Source organism: Variovorax sp. EL159 (genome assembly GCF_900100965.1).
Classification (GTDB): domain Bacteria; phylum Pseudomonadota; class Gammaproteobacteria; order Burkholderiales; family Burkholderiaceae_C; genus Variovorax.
Map to the genome: position 1 here is coordinate 1,115,347 of NZ_FMUJ01000001.1, position 19,484 is coordinate 1,134,830.

Annotated in this window: 18 protein-coding genes; 8 read left to right on the plus strand and 10 right to left on the minus strand. The window is 67.0% G+C overall.

The annotated features are described in order from the left end of the window. Window positions 1-134: 134 nt before the first annotated feature. Both BLQ28_RS05250 and BLQ28_RS05255 read right to left on the minus strand, forming a co-directional pair. Complete coding sequence (locus tag BLQ28_RS05250) at window positions 135-965, minus strand: AraC family transcriptional regulator (RefSeq protein ID WP_256327172.1); 831 nt, start codon at window positions 963-965, stop codon at window positions 135-137. A 57-nt stretch (window positions 966-1,022) separates the two neighbouring features. Then, entirely contained in the window at window positions 1,023-1,379 is a 357-nt protein-coding gene (locus BLQ28_RS05255) for a DUF2845 domain-containing protein (RefSeq protein WP_093237740.1), read from the minus strand. 203 nt (window positions 1,380-1,582) lie between these two features. On the opposite strand from BLQ28_RS05255, the gene BLQ28_RS05260 reads away from it, so the two are divergent. After that, window positions 1,583-3,340: a carboxylesterase/lipase family protein gene (locus tag BLQ28_RS05260; RefSeq protein ID WP_176801015.1), complete on the plus strand. Its 1,758-nt coding sequence runs from the start codon at window positions 1,583-1,585 to the stop codon at window positions 3,338-3,340. Between the two features lie 26 nt (window positions 3,341-3,366). Here BLQ28_RS05260 and BLQ28_RS05265 read toward each other — a convergent pair whose 3' ends face one another. The 4 genes from BLQ28_RS05265 to BLQ28_RS05280 all read right to left on the minus strand — a co-directional run bounded on the left by BLQ28_RS05265 (window position 3,367) and on the right by BLQ28_RS05280 (window position 6,608). Beyond that, the gene (locus tag BLQ28_RS05265) at window positions 3,367-3,999 is read right to left on the minus strand and encodes a response regulator (protein WP_093237462.1); all 633 of its coding nucleotides are present in this window, start codon (window positions 3,997-3,999) and stop codon (window positions 3,367-3,369) included. A gap of 14 nt (window positions 4,000-4,013) precedes the next feature. Next, complete coding sequence (locus tag BLQ28_RS05270) at window positions 4,014-5,057, minus strand: PAS domain-containing sensor histidine kinase (protein ID WP_176801016.1); 1,044 nt, start codon at window positions 5,055-5,057, stop codon at window positions 4,014-4,016. 198 nt (window positions 5,058-5,255) lie between these two features. Further along, window positions 5,256-6,134, minus strand: coding sequence for a hypothetical protein (locus BLQ28_RS05275; RefSeq protein ID WP_093237464.1), 879 nt, complete (start codon window positions 6,132-6,134; stop codon window positions 5,256-5,258). A gap of 81 nt (window positions 6,135-6,215) precedes the next feature. After that, window positions 6,216-6,608, minus strand: coding sequence for a VOC family protein (locus BLQ28_RS05280; RefSeq protein ID WP_093237465.1), 393 nt, complete (start codon window positions 6,606-6,608; stop codon window positions 6,216-6,218). 428 nt (window positions 6,609-7,036) lie between these two features. On the opposite strand from BLQ28_RS05280, the gene BLQ28_RS05285 reads away from it, so the two are divergent. Then, a complete protein-coding gene (locus BLQ28_RS05285; RefSeq protein WP_256327173.1) occupies window positions 7,037-8,923 on the plus strand; it encodes a CocE/NonD family hydrolase in 1,887 nt (628 codons plus the stop codon). Window positions 8,924-8,987: 64 nt separating this feature from the next. On the opposite strand, the gene BLQ28_RS05290 is transcribed toward BLQ28_RS05285, so the two are convergent. Further along, on the minus strand, window positions 8,988-9,377 hold the full coding sequence (locus BLQ28_RS05290; RefSeq protein WP_093237467.1) for a DUF427 domain-containing protein: 390 nt from the start codon (window positions 9,375-9,377) through the stop codon (window positions 8,988-8,990). 364 nt (window positions 9,378-9,741) lie between these two features. Between BLQ28_RS05290 and BLQ28_RS05295 the strand changes: the two genes are divergently transcribed. Then, the gene (locus BLQ28_RS05295; RefSeq protein ID WP_093237468.1) at window positions 9,742-10,710 is read left to right on the plus strand and encodes a Bug family tripartite tricarboxylate transporter substrate binding protein; all 969 of its coding nucleotides are present in this window, start codon (window positions 9,742-9,744) and stop codon (window positions 10,708-10,710) included. 33 nt (window positions 10,711-10,743) lie between these two features. Continuing rightward, window positions 10,744-11,409 carry an FABP family protein gene (locus BLQ28_RS05300; protein WP_093237469.1) on the plus strand — a complete coding sequence of 222 codons (666 nt, stop codon included), beginning with the start codon at window positions 10,744-10,746 and terminating at the stop codon, window positions 11,407-11,409. Between the two features lie 23 nt (window positions 11,410-11,432). Here BLQ28_RS05300 and BLQ28_RS05305 read toward each other — a convergent pair whose 3' ends face one another. Together BLQ28_RS05305 and BLQ28_RS05310 are read right to left on the minus strand one after the other, a co-directional pair. Next, entirely contained in the window at window positions 11,433-12,578 is a 1,146-nt protein-coding gene (locus tag BLQ28_RS05305; protein ID WP_176801017.1) for an aromatic ring-hydroxylating oxygenase subunit alpha, read from the minus strand. A gap of 99 nt (window positions 12,579-12,677) precedes the next feature. Beyond that, window positions 12,678-13,595, minus strand: a complete 918-nt coding sequence (locus BLQ28_RS05310; RefSeq protein ID WP_093237471.1) for a LysR family transcriptional regulator — start codon at window positions 13,593-13,595, stop codon at window positions 12,678-12,680. 88 nt (window positions 13,596-13,683) lie between these two features. Here BLQ28_RS05310 and BLQ28_RS05315 point away from each other — a divergent pair, with 88 nt between their 5' ends. Genes BLQ28_RS05315 through BLQ28_RS05330 form a run of 4 tightly spaced genes read left to right on the plus strand, consistent with a single transcriptional unit; the run spans window position 13,684 to window position 18,647 of the window. Continuing rightward, complete coding sequence (locus tag BLQ28_RS05315) at window positions 13,684-15,084, plus strand: acyclic terpene utilization AtuA family protein (RefSeq protein WP_093237472.1); 1,401 nt, start codon at window positions 13,684-13,686, stop codon at window positions 15,082-15,084. Then, entirely contained in the window at window positions 15,081-15,455 is a 375-nt protein-coding gene (locus tag BLQ28_RS05320; RefSeq protein ID WP_093237473.1) for an AtuA-related protein, read from the plus strand. The genes BLQ28_RS05315 and BLQ28_RS05320 overlap by 4 nt, the downstream gene beginning before the upstream one ends. Before the next feature lie 57 nt (window positions 15,456-15,512). Continuing rightward, complete coding sequence (locus BLQ28_RS05325) at window positions 15,513-16,478, plus strand: Bug family tripartite tricarboxylate transporter substrate binding protein (RefSeq protein WP_093237474.1); 966 nt, start codon at window positions 15,513-15,515, stop codon at window positions 16,476-16,478. 60 nt (window positions 16,479-16,538) lie between these two features. Beyond that, window positions 16,539-18,647 (plus strand): alpha/beta hydrolase domain-containing protein, encoded by a 2,109-nt coding sequence (locus BLQ28_RS05330; RefSeq protein WP_093237475.1) that lies wholly within the window; start codon window positions 16,539-16,541, stop codon window positions 18,645-18,647. Here BLQ28_RS05330 and BLQ28_RS05335 read toward each other — a convergent pair. Continuing rightward, window positions 18,644-19,423, minus strand: coding sequence for an NAD(P)H-dependent oxidoreductase (locus BLQ28_RS05335; RefSeq protein WP_093237476.1), 780 nt, complete (start codon window positions 19,421-19,423; stop codon window positions 18,644-18,646). The two genes, BLQ28_RS05330 and BLQ28_RS05335, sit on opposite strands and share 4 nt — an antisense overlap. Between the last annotated feature and the right edge of the window lie 61 nt (window positions 19,424-19,484).

The window sequence follows — 19,484 nt, forward strand, 5'->3', positions numbered from 1 at the left end:
CCTGCCTTTTTTTGAGGTTCATCGTGGGCGCCGACGAACCATAACGCTACTTTGCAAAACGCGCTTGGCAAGCGTGGGCTGCGTGCCACGCGCAGCGGCAGCAGCTTCTCTTTGGTGGCGGCAACAACCCCGGCTCAGGCGGCGCACGCGGCCACGTACTGCAGCGGCGTCATGCCGAAGGTTCGCTTGAAGTGCTTGTTGAGCGCGCTCTGGTCATAGAAGCCCGATGCGAGCGCCGCATCGACCACCGATTGCCCCGCACGCAGCCGCTGCAAGGCCGCCCGCAGCCGCAGCTGGGTCAGGCAGGTGTGCGGCGTCAGGCCGATCGATCGCTTGAACGCGCCGATCAGCTGGAAGGGCGTGAGGTTGGCGACCGCGCCCATCTGCTCCAGCGTCAGGCGTTCCGCATGGCAGTCGCGCATCAGTTCGAGCACGGGTGCCAGCAGGGCCGCATCCGACGGCACGCGGGGAACGCGCTGCGCCGCCTGCCCGTGCCGCTGGAACAGGTCGCCGAAGCTGCGCACCAGCAGTTCGTGATGGAGCAGCGGGTCTTGCTCGCCGTCGAGGGCGTGGTGCAGTTCCAGGAAGCGCGCGATCAGGTCGGGGTCGCGAAAGACGTTCGTGCTGAAGTACCGGGGCAGGTCGATGCCCAGCGACGCCAGCACATTGCGCATGCCCGTCTCGCCGAGGTAGAAGGCGCGATAGCGCCAGCGCTCGCTGCCGCCCATGTGGCCCGAGTGCGGTTCGGCGGGGTTGAAGACCAGCAGTGCCTGCCGGTGGGCGGTGTCGGTGCGGCCACGGCTCGTGAACTCCGAACCGCCGACTTCGGTGGCCGCGACCACGAAGGAGTCGTGCACATGCGGCGCGTAGCTGTGCGTCGTGAAGTCGGCGTGGAGCATCTCCATGCCCGGCACGCCGGGCGCGTGCCAGTAACGCGATTTGTTGCGAGGGTCGGGTCGGGCCACGGAACGTCCTTTCGACGTTCGGCATGGTAGCGCTTCGGCCGCCGCGAAGGGCTTCTGCTAGCGCACTCTCTCGCCGTCGCGCACCGATTCGACCGCTCCGTTGTAGAAGCGCACGATGCCCAGGAAGTTGCCCTGCCCGCGGTGGTAGACCCAGTCTTCCATCGGCACGCATTGCTGTGTGACCACCTGCTGGGCCGGCGCGCCGGGGTAGTTCGAAGGCAGCCAGATCACCTGCGGCCGCGGCACGCAGACGAACTCCTTGGACAGCGGCTCGCCGCACCGCTGCACGACCGAGAACTTGGAATCACCAACGCTGGAGAGCGCGCCGCCGCAGCTCAGCGACTGGGCAGATGCATGGCCGGCGTGCATGCCGGCGGCGAACAGGAAGAGGGCGCTCGCGGCGAGGGTTCGCATGGGTTCCTTGGAGGCGTCTTGACCAGCGTGTGACTGTAGCGGCGCACAAGAGTTCATGTTCCTTTGTGGCCGTGAAGTCAATCGGAGAATTCTTCCCGGGCCCCTTCGATGACACCGACACCACCGGCGCCTTGCGCTCCGCAGAATCGGGCGATGACCCTGGCCGTCAGAGCCGGCCGCATCCACCCCGAGGAGACAACAACATGAACCATCGGTACCTGCTACGCCTCATCCGCTTCATTCGCCTCGTGGCCTGTTGGGCCATCGGCGCGCTCGCGGTCCTTTCGATTCCCGCGCTGGCTGCCTACAACCAGAGCCTTACGCGCACGCTCGACGCGGGCCAGATCTACGGCAAGGCCGCGAGCAACAACACACAGGCCTTCCTGGGCATTCCGTTCGCGCAGCCACCGGTCGGCAACCTGCGGTGGCGCGCGCCGCAGCCACCGGTGCCATGGAGCGGTTCGCGCGCCGCCACAACCTTCGCCGGCATGTGCGCGCAGGTCGGCAACCCCTTCGGCGAGCCCGACCCCGCCACCTTCGGCCAGCCCGTGGGCAGCGAAGACTGCCTTTACCTGAACGTGTGGCGCCCCAATTCCAGTGCCGACAACCTGCCGGTGTTCTTCTGGATCCACGGCGGCAGCAACACCAAGGGCACGGCCCGCGACCCGACCTACGACGGCGCCTACCTCGCACAGAAGGCCAACATGGTGGTCGTGACGGTGCAGTACCGCATGGGCATGCTGGGCTGGCTCAACCACCCCGCGCTGAAGACCGGCAACGCGCTCGACGACTCGGGCAACTTCACCACGCTCGACCTCGTGCGCGCGCTCGACTGGGTCAAGGCCAACGCCCGTGCCTTCGGCGGCAATCCGGGGCAGGTGACGGTGGCGGGCCAGTCGGCCGGCTGCATCAACACCTGGGGCCTGCTGCAGTCGCCATTGGCCGAGGGCAAGTTCCAGCGCGCGGTGTGCATGTCGGGCATTCCCAATGCGTACCCGCCGGTGGTGGGCACGCTGGCGGCCGAGTCGCTGATCGACAACCTGCTGGTCGACACCGGCCGCGCATCGACCATCGCACAGGCCACGGCGCAGCGCGCGACCATGAGCCAGGCCGACATCGCCGCGCTGCTGCGCAATGCCAGTGCCGCGCAGATCATGAAGTTCACGCCCAGCCCCGTGGTGCCCGGCCACTTCACCGACGGCACGGTGATCCGCGCCAGCGGCCTGCCGGGTTTGCTGCTGGGCGACTACAACAAGATGCCGATCATGATCGGCTCGACGCACGACGAGGGCTCGTACTTCGCCTTCCTGTTCGGCATGGGCCAGCCCACGCAGCAGGAGTTCTGGAACCTGACCAACTACGCGCCGCCCGGCAGCGTGACCTTCAACCAGCTCATCAAGCCCGAGTTCCGCCCGATCTACACGCAGACGCACGAGGCGCTGACCTATGCGCTGGACAACGTGATCGACAACGTCATCCGCGTGCTGCGTCTGCAGAACGGCGACATCTACCGCTACAACTACAACTGGGACGACACACCCCAGCCCTGGAAGGACACCTTCGGCGCCTTCCACGCGATCGACGTGGCCGCGCTGTTCGGCAACTTCGTGACCGACCAGCCGAACTTCATGCACTTTGCCTGGAGCCCCGAAAACGCCAGCAGCCGCAAGGCGCTGTCGGACAAGTTCATCGACTACACCGCCAGCTTTGCGCGCTACGGCGCACCCACGCGGCTGTTCGACGGCAAGACACCGTGGACCGGCTGGACCAACTTCATCTGCCTGCTGTGCAACAAGCGGATGATCTTCGACAACCAGTCGTACATGTCGCCCGACGACTACCTGTTCTTCTGGCCGCGCTACACCTTGCTGTCGCCGCAGCAGCGCGACTTTCTGCAGCAGCAGATCGACTTCAGCAACCTGCCGGATTCGGTCGACCCGTTGCGCAGCGGTCCGCGCTGAGGCTGAAGCGCTGCCGCGCCGTTGCGCTACTGGATGATCCCGTGGCGCACGGCGTAGAGCACCAGCTCGGCCGTGCTCGCCACGCCGAGCTTTTCGAGGATGTTGGTGCGGTGCGTGCTCACGGTCTTCACGCTGATGAGCATCTCTTCGCCGATCACCGTGAGCGAGATGCCCTTGAGCATCATCAGCATGATCTGGTGCTCGCGCACCGTCAGCCGCTGGTGCGCGGGGCGCTCGTCGCGGCCTTCGAGCTGGCCGCTCACCAGTGGTGCGGCGCGTGCGCTCAGGTACTGGCCGCCGGCCGCCACGCGGCGTATGGCGCGCACCAGCTCGGCCGGCTCCGCGTCCTTGGCGATGTAGCCGCGCGCACCGGCCTGGATGGCGACCAGCGCGTACTGTTCCTCGGCGTACATCGACAGCATCAGCACCGGCAGCGTGGGTTGCGCCGCGCGGATCGAGGCCAGCACCTCGAGGCCGTTGCGGCCTTCCATGTTGATGTCGAGCAGCACCACGTCGAAGCGGCGCTGCCGCACCTGCGCCAGCGCTTCGGGGCCGTTGGCGGCCTCGCCGGTGGTGCGGATGTCGCTTTCGTCGAGCAGCAGGCGCTGCAGGCCCGAGCGGAAGATCGTGTGGTCGTCGACCATGAGGATGTCGATCACCGTGGCGTTCCTCCTCAATGCAGCGGCGCGCGCAGGCTCAGGCGTGTGCCCTGGCCCGGTGCCGAGCGGATCTGCAGCTCGCCGCCGATCTCGCGTGCCCGCTCGCGCATGCTCAGCAGCCCGAGCGCGCTGCCGTCGGGCGCGGCGGGGTCGAAGCCGCAGCCGTCGTCGTGCAGCTCCAGCCGCAGTTGCAGGTCTTCCACGCGCAGCGTCACGCCGACGTTGCGTGCCTTCGAGTGGCGCGAAACATTGGTCAGCCCCTCCTGGAAGATGCGGTACACCGCCGTCGTGTGCCGGGGCAGGAGGCGCAGCGTCTTCGCGTCGGTGTCCAGCACATGCTGCACGCCCGAGCGGCGCGTGAACGCATGCAGCTCGTTGGCCAGCGCGACCGACAGGTCGAGGTGGTCGAGTGCGCTCGGCCGCAGTGCTTCGGAAATCTGCTTGACCGTGTCGATGGTCTGCTGCGTCAGCGCGATCAGGCCTTGCGTGAGCGACTGCAGCTCCGGGTTTTCGGCGCGACGCTGGATGCGCGTGGCGTCCATCTTGATCGACGTGAGCATGCCGCCGAGCACATCGTGGATGTCGCGTGCCATCGCGAGGCGCTGCTCTTCGAGCTTGTTGGCGGTGTAGGCCGCCAGTGCCTGCAGCTGCTCGCGCGAGCGCTTGAGTTCTTCTTCGTTGTGCACCCGCTCGGTCACGTCGACGCCCACGCCCATCACCGCGGGGTGGCCCCGGTAGAGGATGCGCGAGCCATGCACTTCGATCAGGCGCACGTGCCCGTTGCGGTGCAGCCCGCGTGTGATGAAGTGCATGCTCGGCGGATCTCCCGACAGGCGCGCGCGGATGCGCGAGCGCACCACTTCCAGAAAGTCGGCTGGAACGACCTGCGCCAGCGACATGCCGATGGCCTCCTGCACCGTGTAGCCGATGATGCCCGCCCAGGTGGCGTTGCAATAAGCGAAGCAGTCGTCCTGGATCACGTAGATGCCCGCGACCATCTGCTCCACGATGGTGTGGAAGGGCATGTCCGGCAGGCTTTCGCGTTCGAGGTCGGTCACAAGGCGGGGGAGCGGTGGGCGGCCCATGATAGGGCGGCAACCACCTCGCGCCCCTGTCGCGCCCCTGTGCTGCGGGTTTGCGAGAAGCAGGATTCCCCGTAGCCCTTGTCGGAAAAATCCGATGGCCGGCGAGGGCTCGCCGACTGATGTCGGTGCTGTAGCGGCGGCACGTGCAGTCACCGCCGCGCGGATGCGGCCTCAGGAATTGGGTCGGTAAAGTTTGACGAGAGCGAAGCCCAACACGACGGCGGCGCAAAGAAACGCCAGCACCGCCAGCCAGACCGATTGGGTGAAAACGTAGGTGCCCAGCGCAGCGCCCGCCGCCACCACGGCGGCCAGCCATTCGAATGCGGATTCCAGCCAGCCGCCGCCCGACTTGCGTTTAGGCTGCGGAGTCGGCGCGCGGTCTTGCGCCTCGATCTGTTGCCCAGCGTGGGGTCGCGGCGGCTTCCTTTGCGGAAGCGAGAAGAGCGTGCTCAATTCCGGCGTGGGCCATGGCCCGGCCGCCGACGCGCCGATCCCCGCCAGCAGCCAGACCGGGTTCGCGCCGTGGCGTGAGAGGTCGGTTGCGAGGTCGGCAAGCGTGCGGGCTTCGTCCAGCTTCTCCAGCGCGGCAATGTCGGTGCGCAGCCACTGCTCGGCATCGGCCGCATCGGGCAGGCCGCTGGTGCGCAGCAGGATGTGACCGGCGAAGCCTTGCGCCAGCAGCGCTTCGAAGCTTTCGTAGATCGGCCGGTAGCGTTCGCCGACGGCCGCGACGATCTCTTCCCGACGGCTTGCCAGCCGCGCGAGGGCCGTGGGCTTGTCGACCACCAGGTACGGGTACGTCGCATCGGGGCCGAAGTCTTCGAGGCATTCCTCCCGTTCAATCTCGGAGGCTTCATCGTCGATGTCGTGTTCGTCGATGAAGCGCGCGTGCCGGATGTCGGCCTCGCTGAAGAGCGCGCGCCAGAACAGCGGAAAGAAGGCATTGGCCTCCAGCTCGCCGCCATGGCCGAAGAAGTCGCGCCACTCGTTGCGGCTTCCCTCCGGCATGCGGGGCAGGGTCGAGCTGCTCAGGAAGACGGGATGCGACATGGCTCTGTTCCTTGCAGATCTGGAAAGAAGCGATCAGCGCGGCGCGCGCTGATACCTGTGTGCGTGTGTGCTTGTGCGGCCTCAACCCCCGATGGGAGAGCACAGCTCGACCAGCGTGCCATCGGGGCAACGCACGTACGAGACCACCTGGCCCCACGGCTTGGTGGTCGGCGGCGTCAGCTCCGATGCACCGGCGGCCACGGCGCGCTCGTGCGCACCCTTGACGTCGTCGGTCACGAAGCCAAGCTCCATGCCCAGCGGCTTGGCGGATTCCGATGCGGCCACGTGCCCGTGCGGAAAGTTCGACTCGGCCAGTTCGTGCGCGGCGAACGACAGCGTGGTGTCGCCCGTGATCAGTTCGCCATAGGTGCCCGAGTCGTGGAGAAATTTTGTCTGGAAACCGAAGGCCCGCTCGAAGAACTGGAGGGACTGGGCCACGTCGGGGACGTAGACGATGGTGTAGCCGAATTTCATGATGAGTACCTTCGATGCAGGAGTGCGGTGGACGATGGCGGATAGATTCCGCAGAGCTGCACTCTACCCAGAACCCGTGCGAACTCCATCCGAATTCGTCTGCGAAAAGAAGGCGCATGCGCCCTGAACATCTTCTTCCTTCTCTGCCTCCCGGCCAACGATGGATTGCGGCCCCCTCGGGCGAATCCGGAGACACGGTCTACCAGCGCAGCGACCGCGCGGCATTCGCCATTTCTCCCTGCGCCTGGACCCGTTGACCTGGGGTTGAAGCGTCGCAAGTTCCGGGCCTTTCGACCGCTTTTCCTGAAGTGCTTCATGAGGCCTTAATCAACTCTTCATGAATTTGGACAGCCGTTTTCGATGCCGATAGATTGCGCGCCGATGCCTCTGCGGGGCATCGACACACAACATCCAACGGAGACAAATTCATGAAGATTTCTGCTTGCCGCGGGCTCTGGCCGGCGATGGCATGGTCGGTCGTTCTTGCAGTGGGGCTGAGCGCCTGCGGGGGTGGTGGTTCGTCGGGCACGGCGATCGTTCCGGTGCCGGTAGCGGTGGGTGGCGGCGCGACACCGCCGCCGCCAGATGCGCCGCCGATCAACGAAGGCACCGTCCGCAAATGGGGCTACCTCAAGCTGCCCGACGGCAACCGGATGCGCTACACCGTGCTGCTGCCCAGCGCCAAGGGGCCCTTTCCGGTGCTGATCGAGTACGACGGCTACGGCTCGGGCGTGGTGCCTGATGAGGCGCCTGTCTGGGTGGCCGAAGGCTATGCGGTGGTCGGGCTCAATGTGCCGGGCACGGGATGCTCGAGCGGCGAAGACCACATCTTCGATGCGACCGTGGGCGCCGCAGGTGCGTTCGCGGTGGAGTGGGCCGCGAAGCGGCCGTGGTCCACCGGCAAGGTCGGCATGGTGGGCTATTCGTACCCGGGCTACAACCAGTTGTGGGTGGCCGCGCAGCGCCCGGCAGGGCTGGTGGCCATCGCACCGGGCAAAAACGTCACCGACCCGTACCGCGACGTCGGCTACCCGGGCGGCATCCAGAACGTCGGCTTTCCGGCAGGGTGGTGGGGGCAGTTCCCCGACATCTGGAAATCTTCCGCACAAGACGCCGCGCACATCGACGGCGACGCCGAGTGCGCGCAGAACGTGCGCGACAACATCGAGAAGATCAAGCGCCCCGACATCGACCTGGTGACGTGGCTCGACAACGACCCGCATTACGGTGCGCGCTACGCCAGCAAGAGCGCGATCCTCATTACCGACAGGATCATCATTCCGACGCTGGGCACGCAGTCGTGGCAAGACGAGCAGGTCGGCCCGCGCATGGGCTACTACGAGGAAACCATCGCGCCCGAGAAGATGTGGCTCATCAGCTCCAACGGGCTGCACGGCACGAGCGACTTTTCCGCCTACATGCTCGATGTGCAGCGGCGCTTCTACGCCCACTTCCTCAAGGGCGAGAACAACGGCTTCGAGCGCGAGCCGCACGTGCACCTGCTGCAGGAAATGCAGGAGACCCAAGGCCCCAGGGGCAGCAAGACACTGGTGCACACCGCCGCCGCCACCTTCGACCGCCTGCCCGTCAAGGCCACGCCCATGCGGCTGTGGCTTCAGCCCGGTGGCGTGTTGTCGGACACCGCACCGCAAGACGACAAGGTGCCGTCGAGCAGCTATGCCTACCCGGTCGCGAGCCCGCCCGTGAACGACCAGGGCGCGGGCGGCTGGCCGGCGGTGAGCGACGCCACGGGCCAACTGACCTTCACCACCGGCAAGCTGCCGCAGGACCTGAGCTACTACGGCGAAGGCTCGGTCGACCTGTGGCTGAGCGCGACGGCGACCGACACCGACGTGCAGGTGAGCCTGTCGGAGGTGCGGCCCGATGGCATGGAGATGTTCGTGCAGCGCGGCTGGCTGCGTGCCTCGAAGCGGCAGTTGAACGACGCCAAGTCAAGCGTGCTGCGGCCCTGGGGCGACTTCACCGCAGCCACGGTGAAGATGCTCACGCCGGACGAACCGACGCTGATGCGGGTGGAGATGCAGAAGTTCGCGCATGTGTTCCGCGCGGGCTCCAGCCTTCGCGTGACGATCGACACGCCTTCGCAGACTGGCTACTGGATCTTCGGCAACCGCCAGGACAAGTCGACCAACAGGATCTGGCACGACACCAGGCGGCCATCGAGCATCGTGCTGGGGCATGTGGCGTACCCGCATGCCAAGAACCTGCCGACCTGCGGCATCGTGCAGCAGCAGCCGTGCCGCAAGAACGAGATCGCGGTGCCGGCGGGCGCGGGGCCGAAGGCGCCGGTGTAGTTAGTTGCGGTGAAATCCGGCGCTGCGGCTCGGCGCCGGATGAACAGTTGGGGACGGGAGGCGGCTAGGCCACCCGCTCCTCAATGGGCCCCACGCGATCGGGATAGAACGCCACGTGGTCCTTGATCTGCGCGACCGGGTCGTAGGGCGACTCGTAGGTCCATACCGCATTCACCGAGCGTTCGCCGCCGGCCGGAATGCTGTAGTAGTTGCATTCGCCCTTGTACGGGCAGTAGGTTGCATGCGACGTGCGCTCCAGCCACGACATCTTCACGTCTTTGCGGGGGATGTAGTGCACGGTGCCGAAGTGCGCTTCGCGCAGCGTCAGCGCGTCGCGGGTGTCGGCGATGACGAGGCCGCCGACCGAGACCACCACACGCAGCGGGTTGCGCGCGATGGTGATCGGGTGATCGGGGCCAGGGGTCTTGATGGTGCGTTCGGGCGTGGCGAACATGGGCAAGCTCCTTCAGCAGGTCGATGTGACGCAAGAATCGGCGGATGCGCATCTTGCCGCGATGTCGTGGCGGTTTGAAGTCCCCCCGGAATCGGCATGCTCGCGAAGTGGTTAACGGGCCGACCTCATCGGAAGGGCTCTGGAAGCCTTTCAGCCTCATTTCTCCCTGTGCAGACGCATCTGAATTCGGGATGGGCCACGTGGCCGCATTCGATGTAATGCTTCAGTATGTAAGAGGTGTCGAAATTCTCGAAAGGCCGCTGCACCAAGGCACACCCCGGCCCGATCGGGGCCACGCGGCAGGGCAGAGCGGGAACGGTGATAAAACTTCGCGCGCCCCACCCGTGCCCATCGAAAGACCGAAGTGAAGAAGTACAAGCTCGCCACCTTCCTGCTCGCCAGCCTGTTCGCCGTTGGCGCCGGTGCGCAGGCGTGGCCCTCGAAGCCCGTGCGCGTGATCGTGCCCGCGCCGGCCGGCAGTTCGCTCGACCTGATCGCCCGCACGCTGGCCGACCGGCTGCGCGTGATGTGGAAGCAGCCGGTGGTGATCGAGACAAAGGCCGGCGCCGGTGGCCTGATCGGCATGGACACGGTCGCCAAGGCGCCGCACGACGGCTACACGCTGGGCATCGGCTTCAACGGGCCGATTGCCTTCGGCCCCTACATGTACGCCCACATGCCCTATGCGCCGGCGCGTGACCTCGTGCCCATCGTGCTCACGACCTCGCAGCCCAACGTGCTGGCGGTGCCGGCCGGCAATCCGGCGAACACGCTGCCCGAGTTCGTGGCCTGGGCGAAGAAAGAAGGCAACCGGTTCAGCTATGCATCGGTCGGCGCGGGCAGTTCGTCGCACCTGACGATGGAACTGCTTCGCAACGTGGCGGGCATCGAGGCGGTGCATGTGCCGTATTCGGGCTCGCCGCCCGCGGGGCTGTCGGTGGCGGCGGGCGACACGCAGGCGCTGTTCACCGTCGCGCCCGCGTTGCTGCCGCTGATCCAGGGCCATCGCGTGAAGCTGATCGCGGTCACCAGCGCCACACGCTCCGAGCTGATGAAAGACCTGCCGACGGTGGCCGAGTCCGGCTACCCGGGCTTCGAGTCATTGGCGTGGAACGGCTTCTTCACCGCCAGCGGCACGCCGCCCGAGGTGGTGCGGCGCATCAACGCCGACGTCAACACCGTGCTGCAGGAGCCCGCCGTGCGCGAACTGCTGGCCAACCAGGGGCTGGTGCCGGGCGGCGGTTCGCCGGAAGAGTTCCGGACCTTCATCGACAGCGAGGGCCGCAAGTGGGGCGCGATCATCGCCAAGGTCGGCATACGGCTCGACCGGTGATACTTCGGGCGCCCGAATTTTCAGGAGGACCCCATGAGTGAATATCCCGCCGACATCTACACCGAAGCCGAGCCCGACCCGTACACGCTGAACAACCTGGGCCCGCTGACCGGCCTGGCCGGCATCTGGACCAGCGCCGCCGGCAAGGACGTCGCGCCCAAGGCCGAGGGCCCCGAAACCTCGACGTACATCGAGCACGCCGAGTTCCAGCCCATCGACGCGCAGACCAATGGGCCGCAGATCTTCTACGGGCTGCGCTATCACGTGCGCATCGTCAAGCCGGACGAGGTCGAGAGCTTTCACGACCAGGTCGGCTACTGGCTGTGGGAGGCCGCAACGGGCACGGTGATCCAGACGCTGTCGATCCCGCGCGGGCAGACCGCGATGGCCATGGGGCACACGACGGCCGATGCCAAGTCGTTCAAGCTCGAAGCGGTGCGCGGCGCCGAGACCAACGGCATCCTGTCGAACCCCTTTCTCGAACACGCGTTCAAGACGCTGCGCTACAACATCGCCGTGACGATCAACGACGACGGCAGCTGGTCGTACGAGCAAGAGACCCTGCTGAGCGTTCTGGGCAAGCCCGAGCCCTTCCGCCACACCGACCGCAACACGCTGCGCAAGATCGGCGAGCCCACGCCGAACCCGACCGCACGCGCCGCAATGGCGGCCGAGGCGGAAGAAAAAGCCAAGGCCTGACCCGCACGGGATGTGGACGCGGCCTACGCGAGCGCCGCCTTCACATCGGCATGAAACTTCGCTGAGCAGAACTCGGTGGCCCCGAAATACAGCGAAGACTGCGTACCGCTGGCCAGCGTCGATTGCGCCGACACGCCGAGCGCGAAGTCTTCGTCGAGCGCACCCCAGAACGACGCGACGTTCTTGCGCCAGTAGTTGATCGACTTCTCCGTCTTCGGCAACTCGGGAATCAGCGTGCTTGCGATCACGCGCGAGCGGCCTGGCGACTCGGGCAGCACCGTGAAGGCATTGGCATGGTCGCCTTCGTGCAGGATGAAGGTGGCCGGGAAGAAGTAATAAATGATGTTCGAGTGCGGCCCCACGCGCCATTCGTGCCGTGGCTGCGCGCGCAGCCCTTCGATGCTGCGCTTGGGCAGGAACAGGCGCTGGTGCTGGCGGTCGTGGTCGGCCATCAGCAGGTTGTCGTAGAACAGCGCCGCGATGCTGTTGCGGTGCGCGTACTGGAAGTGATAAGTCTCCAGGTTGGCCTCGAACGGAATCTTCCAGTTGGCTGCGTTGTCGAAGGCGTGTTCATGAAACGGCACCCAGCTGTCGTAGCCCCAGGCGCGCAGGTCGGTGCCGAAGCGGCCGAGCCAGGTGTCGATGTCGAGCGTGGCGCTTTCGCCTTCGGCCAGCACGCGCGGAATGGCCCAGGCAAAGCCCAATGCCTCGGCCACCGGCACGCGCGCCAGGCTGCAGTTTGATGTGGGCGCATGCGGAAAGTCGTCGCCCGAGGGGCGGCCGCGCAGCGTGCCGTCGAGCCCGTAGGTCCAGCTGTGGTACGGGCAGATCAGGGCGCGCTGGCTGGAGAGGCCGGCCGCCTTCAGCCGTGCGCCGCGATGCCGGCAGGCGTTGACGAAGCCGTTGAGCTTGCCGTCCTGCCCGCGCACCAGCACCAGCGGCAGGCCGGCCACGTCGATGGCGAAAGAGTCGCCGGGCTTCGCGAGCGATGCCGAAGGGCGCAGCGCCAGCGGGTAGCGGCGGAAGATGCGCTCGACTTCGCGCGCGTGGCGTTCGGGGTCGAGGTAGCGCGACACCGGGCTGATGCTGGGCGCGCCGCGTTCGCTGCCGCCGGCTTCGATGAGCGCGAGCGCGCGCTCGATCAAGGCGATCTGTTCTTCAATCTGCATGCACTGTCTCCGTCGTTCTTGTGGGTTGCCTGCGTGCCATCGTGGGGCACGGGACATTATTGCGGCGGGCCCGCATGGGCCCTACACAAGCCGTGTGCTTCAGTCGAGCTTCAGCGTGCCCAGCCGTTCGACGATCAGGTCGTGCAGCGTCTGCGCCGCCACTGAAAGACTGCCTTCGCGGCGCTGCACCAGGTACACGGTGCGCGTCAGCGCGGGCAGCGGCAACGGGCGCGTGGCCAGCGTTTCGCGGCGAAAGTGGAACAGCGTGAGCGCCGGCACCACGCTGATGCCCAGCCCCGCCTCGACCAGCCCCATGACGGTGGCCAGGTGCTCCACCTCGAACACCGCGTTGAGCCGCTGCGGATGCAGCGCCACGTCGAGCGCCTGCCGCACGCTGCTGTTGCGCGCCATCTGGATGAAGGGCCAGGGCGCGATCTTCTTCACCGTCAGGCGTGGCTCGTGCGCCAGTGGATGGTCGGCGCGGCACACGAGGTGAAAGCGGTCGGTGCACAGCTTGCGCGCGCGCAGGTCGCTGTCGGCCGATGCGCCCGCGCCCGAGGCCGCCAGCGCAAAGTCGGCCTGCCCGTTGCGCACCAGCGCAATGCAGGCGTCGGACAACGCATCGTCGAGGTCGACGCGGATGCCCGGCCACGCCTGCATGAATTCCGCGAACACGGCGGGCAGCCAACCGGCCGCGAGCGAGGGCAGGGCGGCCACGCGCACGCGGCCCTTGCGCCGCTCCACATGGTCGGCCAGGTCGCCCATCGCGCTGCCCATGTCGTCGAGCAGGCGGCGCGCCGAGCCTTCGAACAAGCGGCCTTCGGGCGTGAGCTGCACGCTGCGCGTGTCGCGGTCGAACAGGCGCGTGCCGACCGTGTCTTCGAGCGTGCGGATCAGCGCGCTGAAGGCGGGCTGCGACAGATGGCTGGCCTGCGCGGCCCGCGTGAAGTTGCGGTGCTCGGCCAGCGCCAGAAAGGCGCGCAGTTGCCGGGTAGAGAGGTCGGGCGTCTTTCGCATCGCGCTGCCTTTGTTATTTGAAAACCAGATCAATCGATCCAGATTTTCAATTTTACGGATGACGGGTGCCTGCCTACAGTGCACGGCAATGAATTCCAATGAATCGCCCAGGCTGTTGATCGGATGCGCCGCCGGCTTCTCGGGCGACCGCACCGACGCGGCCGGCCCGGTGGTCGACACGCTCATCGCGCGGCTGCGCAGCGGCCCCGAAGGCCAGAGCGCCTTCTTGATTTTCGAGACGCTGGCCGAGCGCACGCTGGCGCTGGCACAACTGCGTCGCCGCGACAACCCCGAAGCCGGCTACGAGCCATTGCTCGACGCGATGCTGCGCCCCGTGCTCGCGCGCTGCCTGGCGCATGGCATCCGCATCGTGAGCAATTTCGGCGCCGCCAACCCGCGCGCCGCGGCCCGGCACATCGCCCGCATGGCGCGCGAGCTGGGGGGCGACGCGCCACGCATCGCCGTGGTGGAGGGCGATGACCTTTCCGGCCCCGAACACCGCGCGATGCTGCACGAAGCACTCGGCGCGCAGATGGACGGCCTGCGCGTGGTCAGCGCCAATGCGTACATCGGCGCCGAGCCGATTGCCGCCGCGCTCGATGCCGGCGCGCAGATCGTCGTGTGCGGCCGCGTGGCCGACCCGTCGCTGACCGTGGGGCCGGCCATGTCGCACTTCGGCTGGCGCACCGACGATTGGGACCGACTGGGCCGCGCCACCATGGCGGGCCACCTGCTCGAATGCGGCGCGCAGGTGTGCGGCGGCTACTTCGCCGACCCCGGCTACAAGGACGTGTCCGGCCTGGAGGCGGTGGGCTTTCCCATCGCCGAGATCGATGCCGATGGCGGCTGCGTCATCGGCAAGTCCGAGGGGACCGGCGGGCTCGTGAGCGAAGCCACGGTGAAGGAGCAGTTGCTCTACGAAGTGCACGACCCCGCCGCCTACCTCACGCCCGACGTGATCGCGGACATCGCCGATGCCGAGGTGCGCGCGTTGCCCGATGTCGAAGGTGCCGACCGTGTCGAGCTGTCGGGTGTGCGCGGCCATGCGCGGCCGGACCGCTACAAGGTCAATGTCTGCCACGAAGGCGGCTGGCTGGCCGAGGGAGAGATTTCTTATGCTGGCCCTCGCGCCGAATCGCGTGCGCGCCTTGCGGCCGATGTGCTGCGCAAGCGCCTCGATGGCCTGGCGCTGCGCGTCGATCTGATCGGCGCCTTGAGCATCCTCGGCGACGACGCCGGCCGTGCGCTGGCAAGCCTGCCCGACGCGGGGCTGCGCGACGTGCGCCTGCGCGTCGCCGCCACGCATGGCGATCGCGCACAGGCCGAGCGGCTGGCGCGCGAAGTCATGGCGCTCTACACCTGCGGGCCGGCGGGTGGCGGCGGCGTGCGTACTGCGCTCACGCCCCGGCTCAACACGCTCTCTTGCCTGCTGCCGCGCGACGCTGTGCCGGTGCGCTTCGAGCTGCTCGACGCGGAGGCGCTGGCATGACGAGCAGCATCGACGCTTTCGACGTGGTCGAAGTGCCGCTGTACCGCGCAGCCCACGGCCGCACGGGCGACAAGGGCGACCGCTCCAACATCAGCGTCATCGCCTGGCATGCGGATCTCTTTCCTTTGCTGCTCGAACAGCTCACGCCCGAGCGCGTGGCGGCGGAGTTCCGGCATCGCGCGCCGTCGCGGGTGCAGCGCTTCGTGCTGCCGAAGCTGCATGCGATGAACTTCGTGCTCGACGCGGTGCTCGATGGCGGCGTCAACGATGCGCTGAACCTCGATGCACATGGCAAGGCGTTGTCGTTCCTGCTGCTCGACATGCCGATTCGCGTGCCGCGTGCGCTGGTGCCTTTGCTGGCAGGGCCGTAGCCACGCCACGGATTTCCTCTTCTTTCTCTTACTCAACAATCATCCGGAGACAAAACAATGAAACGATTTCCCCTTGCAGCGCTGACCGCCGCACTGGCCCTGGCACCGCTGCTGGGCCATGCGCAGGCCTTCCCCGAGAAGGCCATCACCTTCGTCGTGCCCTTCGCGGCCGGCACCGCCACCGACCAGATCGCACGCGCGCTCGGCAACCAGATCGCGACCGAGACCAAGCAGGCCGTCATCATCGACAACAAGGCCGGTGCCAGCGGCTTCATCGCCTCGCAAAGCGTGGCGAAGGCGCCCGCCGATGGCTACACGGTGCTGATCACCACCAACACCACGCACGCGGCCAATGAGCACCTGTTCAAGAAGCTGCCCTACGACCCGGTGAAAGACTACGCACCCGTCGCGGCCCTGGGCAAGGGCGGGCAGATCATGGTGGTGAACCCGTCGTTCCCCGCGAAGAGCGTGGCCGAGTTCATCGCGCTCGCGAAGAAGGACCCGGGCAAGTACAGCTTCGGCAGCGGCAGCAGTTCGAGCCGCATGGCCGGCGAGCTGCTGCAGCAGATGGCCGACATCAAGCTGCTGCACGTGCCCTACAAGAGCAACACGCTCGCGGTGACCGACCTGCTGGGCAACCAGATCAACATGATGATCACCGACACGGCCACGGGCCTGCCGCAAGTCAAGGCGGGCAAGCTGCGCGCGCTGGGCATTTCAAGCGCGGCGCGCTCGCCGCTGGCGCCCGACCTGCCCACCATCTCCGAAGCCGGCGTGAAGGGCTACGAGATGGGCTACTGGTTCGCGGCCTACGCACCCGCGAAGACGCCGCCCGCCGTGGTCAAGCGGCTCAACGAGCTGCTGGTGAAGGCCGCGAAGAGCGAAGCCGCCAAGACCGCTTTCTACGAGCCGACCGGCACCGAGGTGTTCACCACCTCGCCCGAAGAACTCGCGAAGTTCCAGGCGGCCGAGTCGCAGAAGTGGGGCCGCATCGTGAAAGCGGCCGGCATCGAAGCCGAATAGCGCTGTCGCCGCAGCGGAGATCGGCGCCGCGCAAGAACACCATAACGAAGGAGACAAACCATGAAACGCTGGAGCCTTGCGGCTGCCACGGTGGCTTCGGCCGCCCTTTTTCTGAGTGCCTGCGGAGGCAGTGGCGGGGGAGGCGGCGGCTTGCTGCTGCCACCGCCCACGGCCACCACCCCACCGGTGACCACGCCATCCGCGCCGCCCGCGGCAGCCGCCGCGCCGAAATTCAAGCTCGCGATCGCCGCCACCGAAGACGTGCCCGGCACCTTCGGCAACGCCGGTGCCTACGAGAAGATCACCGGCACCTTCACCGGCGAGGTCGATCCGAAAGACCCGCGCAACGCCATCATCCAGGACCTGTCGCTCGCGCCGCTCAACGCCAATGGCAAGGTCGAGTACACCTCCGACTTCGTGCTCTTCAAGCCCAAGGACATGCGCAAGGCCAGCGGCGTGCTGCGCTACGACGCGCCGAACCGCGGCAACATCGTCAACCTCGATCCGTACTTCGCCTCGCGTGGCTACGTGTTTCTCACGGCCGCGTGGCAGGGCGATGTGCCGGCCGGGCCGGGCAAGCTCACGCTCAAGGTGCCGGTGGCGAAGAACGCCGACGGCAGCACCATCACCGGCACCTACCGTGCCGAACTGCTGCCCACCGTGGCCACGAACGATTCGCTGCCATTGCCCGGCGGCCCCTTCAACGCCGCCATGCAGGCCTATGCGACCGCGAGCCTCGACAACACTCAGCCGGGCTATGTGCTCACGCGGCGCATCAACGAGGGCGATGCGCGCCAGCTCATTCCCGCGAGCGAATGGAAGTTCGCCAAGTGCAGTGCGGCCACGCCGTTCCCCGGCACGCCGGACGAAACCAATGTGTGCCTGAAGAACGCATGGGACCCGGCGTACATGTACGAGCTGGTCTATGTCGCGAAAGACCCGAAGGTCATGGGCCTGGGGTTGGCGGCGCTGCGCGACATGGTCGGCTTCTTTCATCGCGGAGCAAGCGACGCATCGGGCACCGCCAACCCGGTGGCCGCCGCCATTAGCAGCACCATCGCATCGGGCGTGTCGCAGTGCGGCAACTTCATGAAGACCTTCGTGCATCTGGGCTTCAACGACGACGGTGCAGGTGGCAAGGTGTTCGACGGCGTGTTCGCGCAGATCGCGGCGCGCCAGACCAACATCAACATGCGCTTTTCGATTCCCGGCGGCGGTGGTGGCGTGCGCACCGACCACACGGCCTTCGGGCAGGCCGGCACGCGCGGGCTGTCGAAAGACTACGTGGACGACGTCGCGCAACGCCGTGGCGGCATCCTGTCGCGCTGCGAGGCCAGCGGCACCTGCCCCAAGCTCTTCATCGGCTTCAGCGGCACCGAGTTCTGGACTTTGCAGGGCTCGCCCCTGTTGACCGACGCCTGGGGCACCGCCGACCTGGTGCAGCCCGGCAATGCACGCATCTATTACTACGCGAGCACGCACCACCTGCTGGGCCTGCCGTCGATGCCGGGCACCAACGCAGGCGCGCTGTACACGACCAACGCGAACACTAGCGTGATTCCGGTCGTGCGCGCGCTGTACCAGAACCTCGAGGACTGGGTTGTCCAGGGCACCACGCCGCCCGATAACCAGGTGCCGAAGCTCGCCGACGCCACGCTGGTGCGGCCAGCGCAGGTGAAGTTTCCGGCCATTCCGGGCGTGAACTACACCGGCCTGGTCAACACCTATTCGCTGCTCGACTGGGGCCCGGACTACCGCCCGCAGGATGAAAGCGGCATCGCCACGCAGGTGCCGCCGGCAAAGCTGGGCCGCGACTACGCCATCCTCGTGCCGCAGGTCGATGCGGATGGCAACGACATCGCCGGCATCCGCAGCCTCGACGTGGCCGTGCCCACCGGCACCAACACCGGCTGGAACACCACCAGCAAGCCGGGCACGATCGATCAGGCAGGCCTGTTCGGTTCGAGCTTTCCGTTCGTGAAGACAGCCGCGCAACGCGCCGGCACGACCGATCCGCGTCCGTCGCTGCAGGAGCGCTACACGGACCAGGCCGGCTACGTGGCCGCTGTGACGGCTGCGGCGAACGACCTCGTGGCCCGGCGCTTCATGCTGCGCGTGGATGCCGATGCGGCGATTGCAAATGCGATCTCCAACCCGGTGTTGCCTTAACCGGCAACGTGCGCCGCGAACCCCGTGCGCTCCGGCGCAATGTCGGGCCGCAGCGTGAGCGCGGGGATCTCGTAGTCGCCGGCGTTCTGTTGGCGGAACGGAATCGGCGCAATCGTCCACAGCGCGTCGAGCCGCTGGCCGAGGTCGGCGGTGATCCGCGCATAGGCGGCTGCGTCGACCTTGCCCGTGCGGTGCACCACGAAGGGCGGCAGTACGTCGAAGCCCGGGTAGTGAAGGATGCCGTGGTGGATCGGAAAGAGAAGGTCATCCATCGGCCCATTGATGCCGCGCGGCGCGTAGTGCGAAGCCCAGCCGCCGGTGGTCACGACCAGCATCGCGCGCTTTCCGGCCATCACGCCTTCGCCGTAGCGCTTGCCCCAGCGCGTGTCGGAGTGTTCACCAACGCCATAGGCGAACCCGTGCGCGTAGACGCGCTCGACCCAGCCCTTGAGGATGGCGGGCATCGAGAACCACCAGAGCGGAAACTGGAAGAGCACGGCATCGGCCCACAACAGCTTGGCCTGCTCGGCGGCGATGTCGTCGGGCTGGGTGCCCGCCTCGAAGGCGCGCTGTGAATCGATGACCGGATCGAAATGCGATCCGGGCTCGATGTGCGCAAAGTCGTCGGCGGCCAGTGGTGCCTTCCACTGCATGGCGTAGAGGTCGGACACGCGCACCTCGTGCCCGGATTGCGAGAGGCGTTCCACCATGAAGTCTTTCAGCGATCCATTGAGCGATCGGGCTTCGGGGTGGGCGTAAACGATGAGGACTTTCATGACGGCTGAACCTGTGGAATGAAGAACATGCACGCAGGTTAGAAAAGATGGCGATATATTG

Excerpts from the sequence above, each read along its gene's own strand:
- BLQ28_RS05255 (WP_093237740.1), bottom strand. The coding sequence starts at position 1,379 with ATGCGAACCCTCGCCGCGAGCGCCCTCTTCCTGTTCGCCGCCGGCATG.
- BLQ28_RS05260 (WP_176801015.1), top strand. The coding sequence starts at position 1,583 with ATGAACCATCGGTACCTGCTACGCCTCATCCGCTTCATTCGCCTCGTG.
- BLQ28_RS05275 (WP_093237464.1), bottom strand. The coding sequence starts at position 6,134 with ATGTCGCATCCCGTCTTCCTGAGCAGCTCGACCCTGCCCCGCATGCCG.
- BLQ28_RS05280 (WP_093237465.1), bottom strand. The coding sequence starts at position 6,608 with ATGAAATTCGGCTACACCATCGTCTACGTCCCCGACGTGGCCCAGTCC.
- BLQ28_RS05285 (WP_256327173.1), top strand. The coding sequence starts at position 7,037 with ATGAAGATTTCTGCTTGCCGCGGGCTCTGGCCGGCGATGGCATGGTCG.
- BLQ28_RS05290 (WP_093237467.1), bottom strand. The coding sequence starts at position 9,377 with ATGTTCGCCACGCCCGAACGCACCATCAAGACCCCTGGCCCCGATCAC.
- BLQ28_RS05300 (WP_093237469.1), top strand. The coding sequence starts at position 10,744 with ATGAGTGAATATCCCGCCGACATCTACACCGAAGCCGAGCCCGACCCG.
- BLQ28_RS05305 (WP_176801017.1), bottom strand. The coding sequence starts at position 12,578 with ATGCAGATTGAAGAACAGATCGCCTTGATCGAGCGCGCGCTCGCGCTC.
- BLQ28_RS05310 (WP_093237471.1), bottom strand. The coding sequence starts at position 13,595 with ATGCGAAAGACGCCCGACCTCTCTACCCGGCAACTGCGCGCCTTTCTG.
- BLQ28_RS05315 (WP_093237472.1), top strand. The coding sequence starts at position 13,684 with ATGAATTCCAATGAATCGCCCAGGCTGTTGATCGGATGCGCCGCCGGC.
- BLQ28_RS05320 (WP_093237473.1), top strand. The coding sequence starts at position 15,081 with ATGACGAGCAGCATCGACGCTTTCGACGTGGTCGAAGTGCCGCTGTAC.
- BLQ28_RS05325 (WP_093237474.1), top strand. The coding sequence starts at position 15,513 with ATGAAACGATTTCCCCTTGCAGCGCTGACCGCCGCACTGGCCCTGGCA.
- BLQ28_RS05330 (WP_093237475.1), top strand. The coding sequence starts at position 16,539 with ATGAAACGCTGGAGCCTTGCGGCTGCCACGGTGGCTTCGGCCGCCCTT.
- BLQ28_RS05335 (WP_093237476.1), bottom strand. The coding sequence starts at position 19,423 with ATGAAAGTCCTCATCGTTTACGCCCACCCCGAAGCCCGATCGCTCAAT.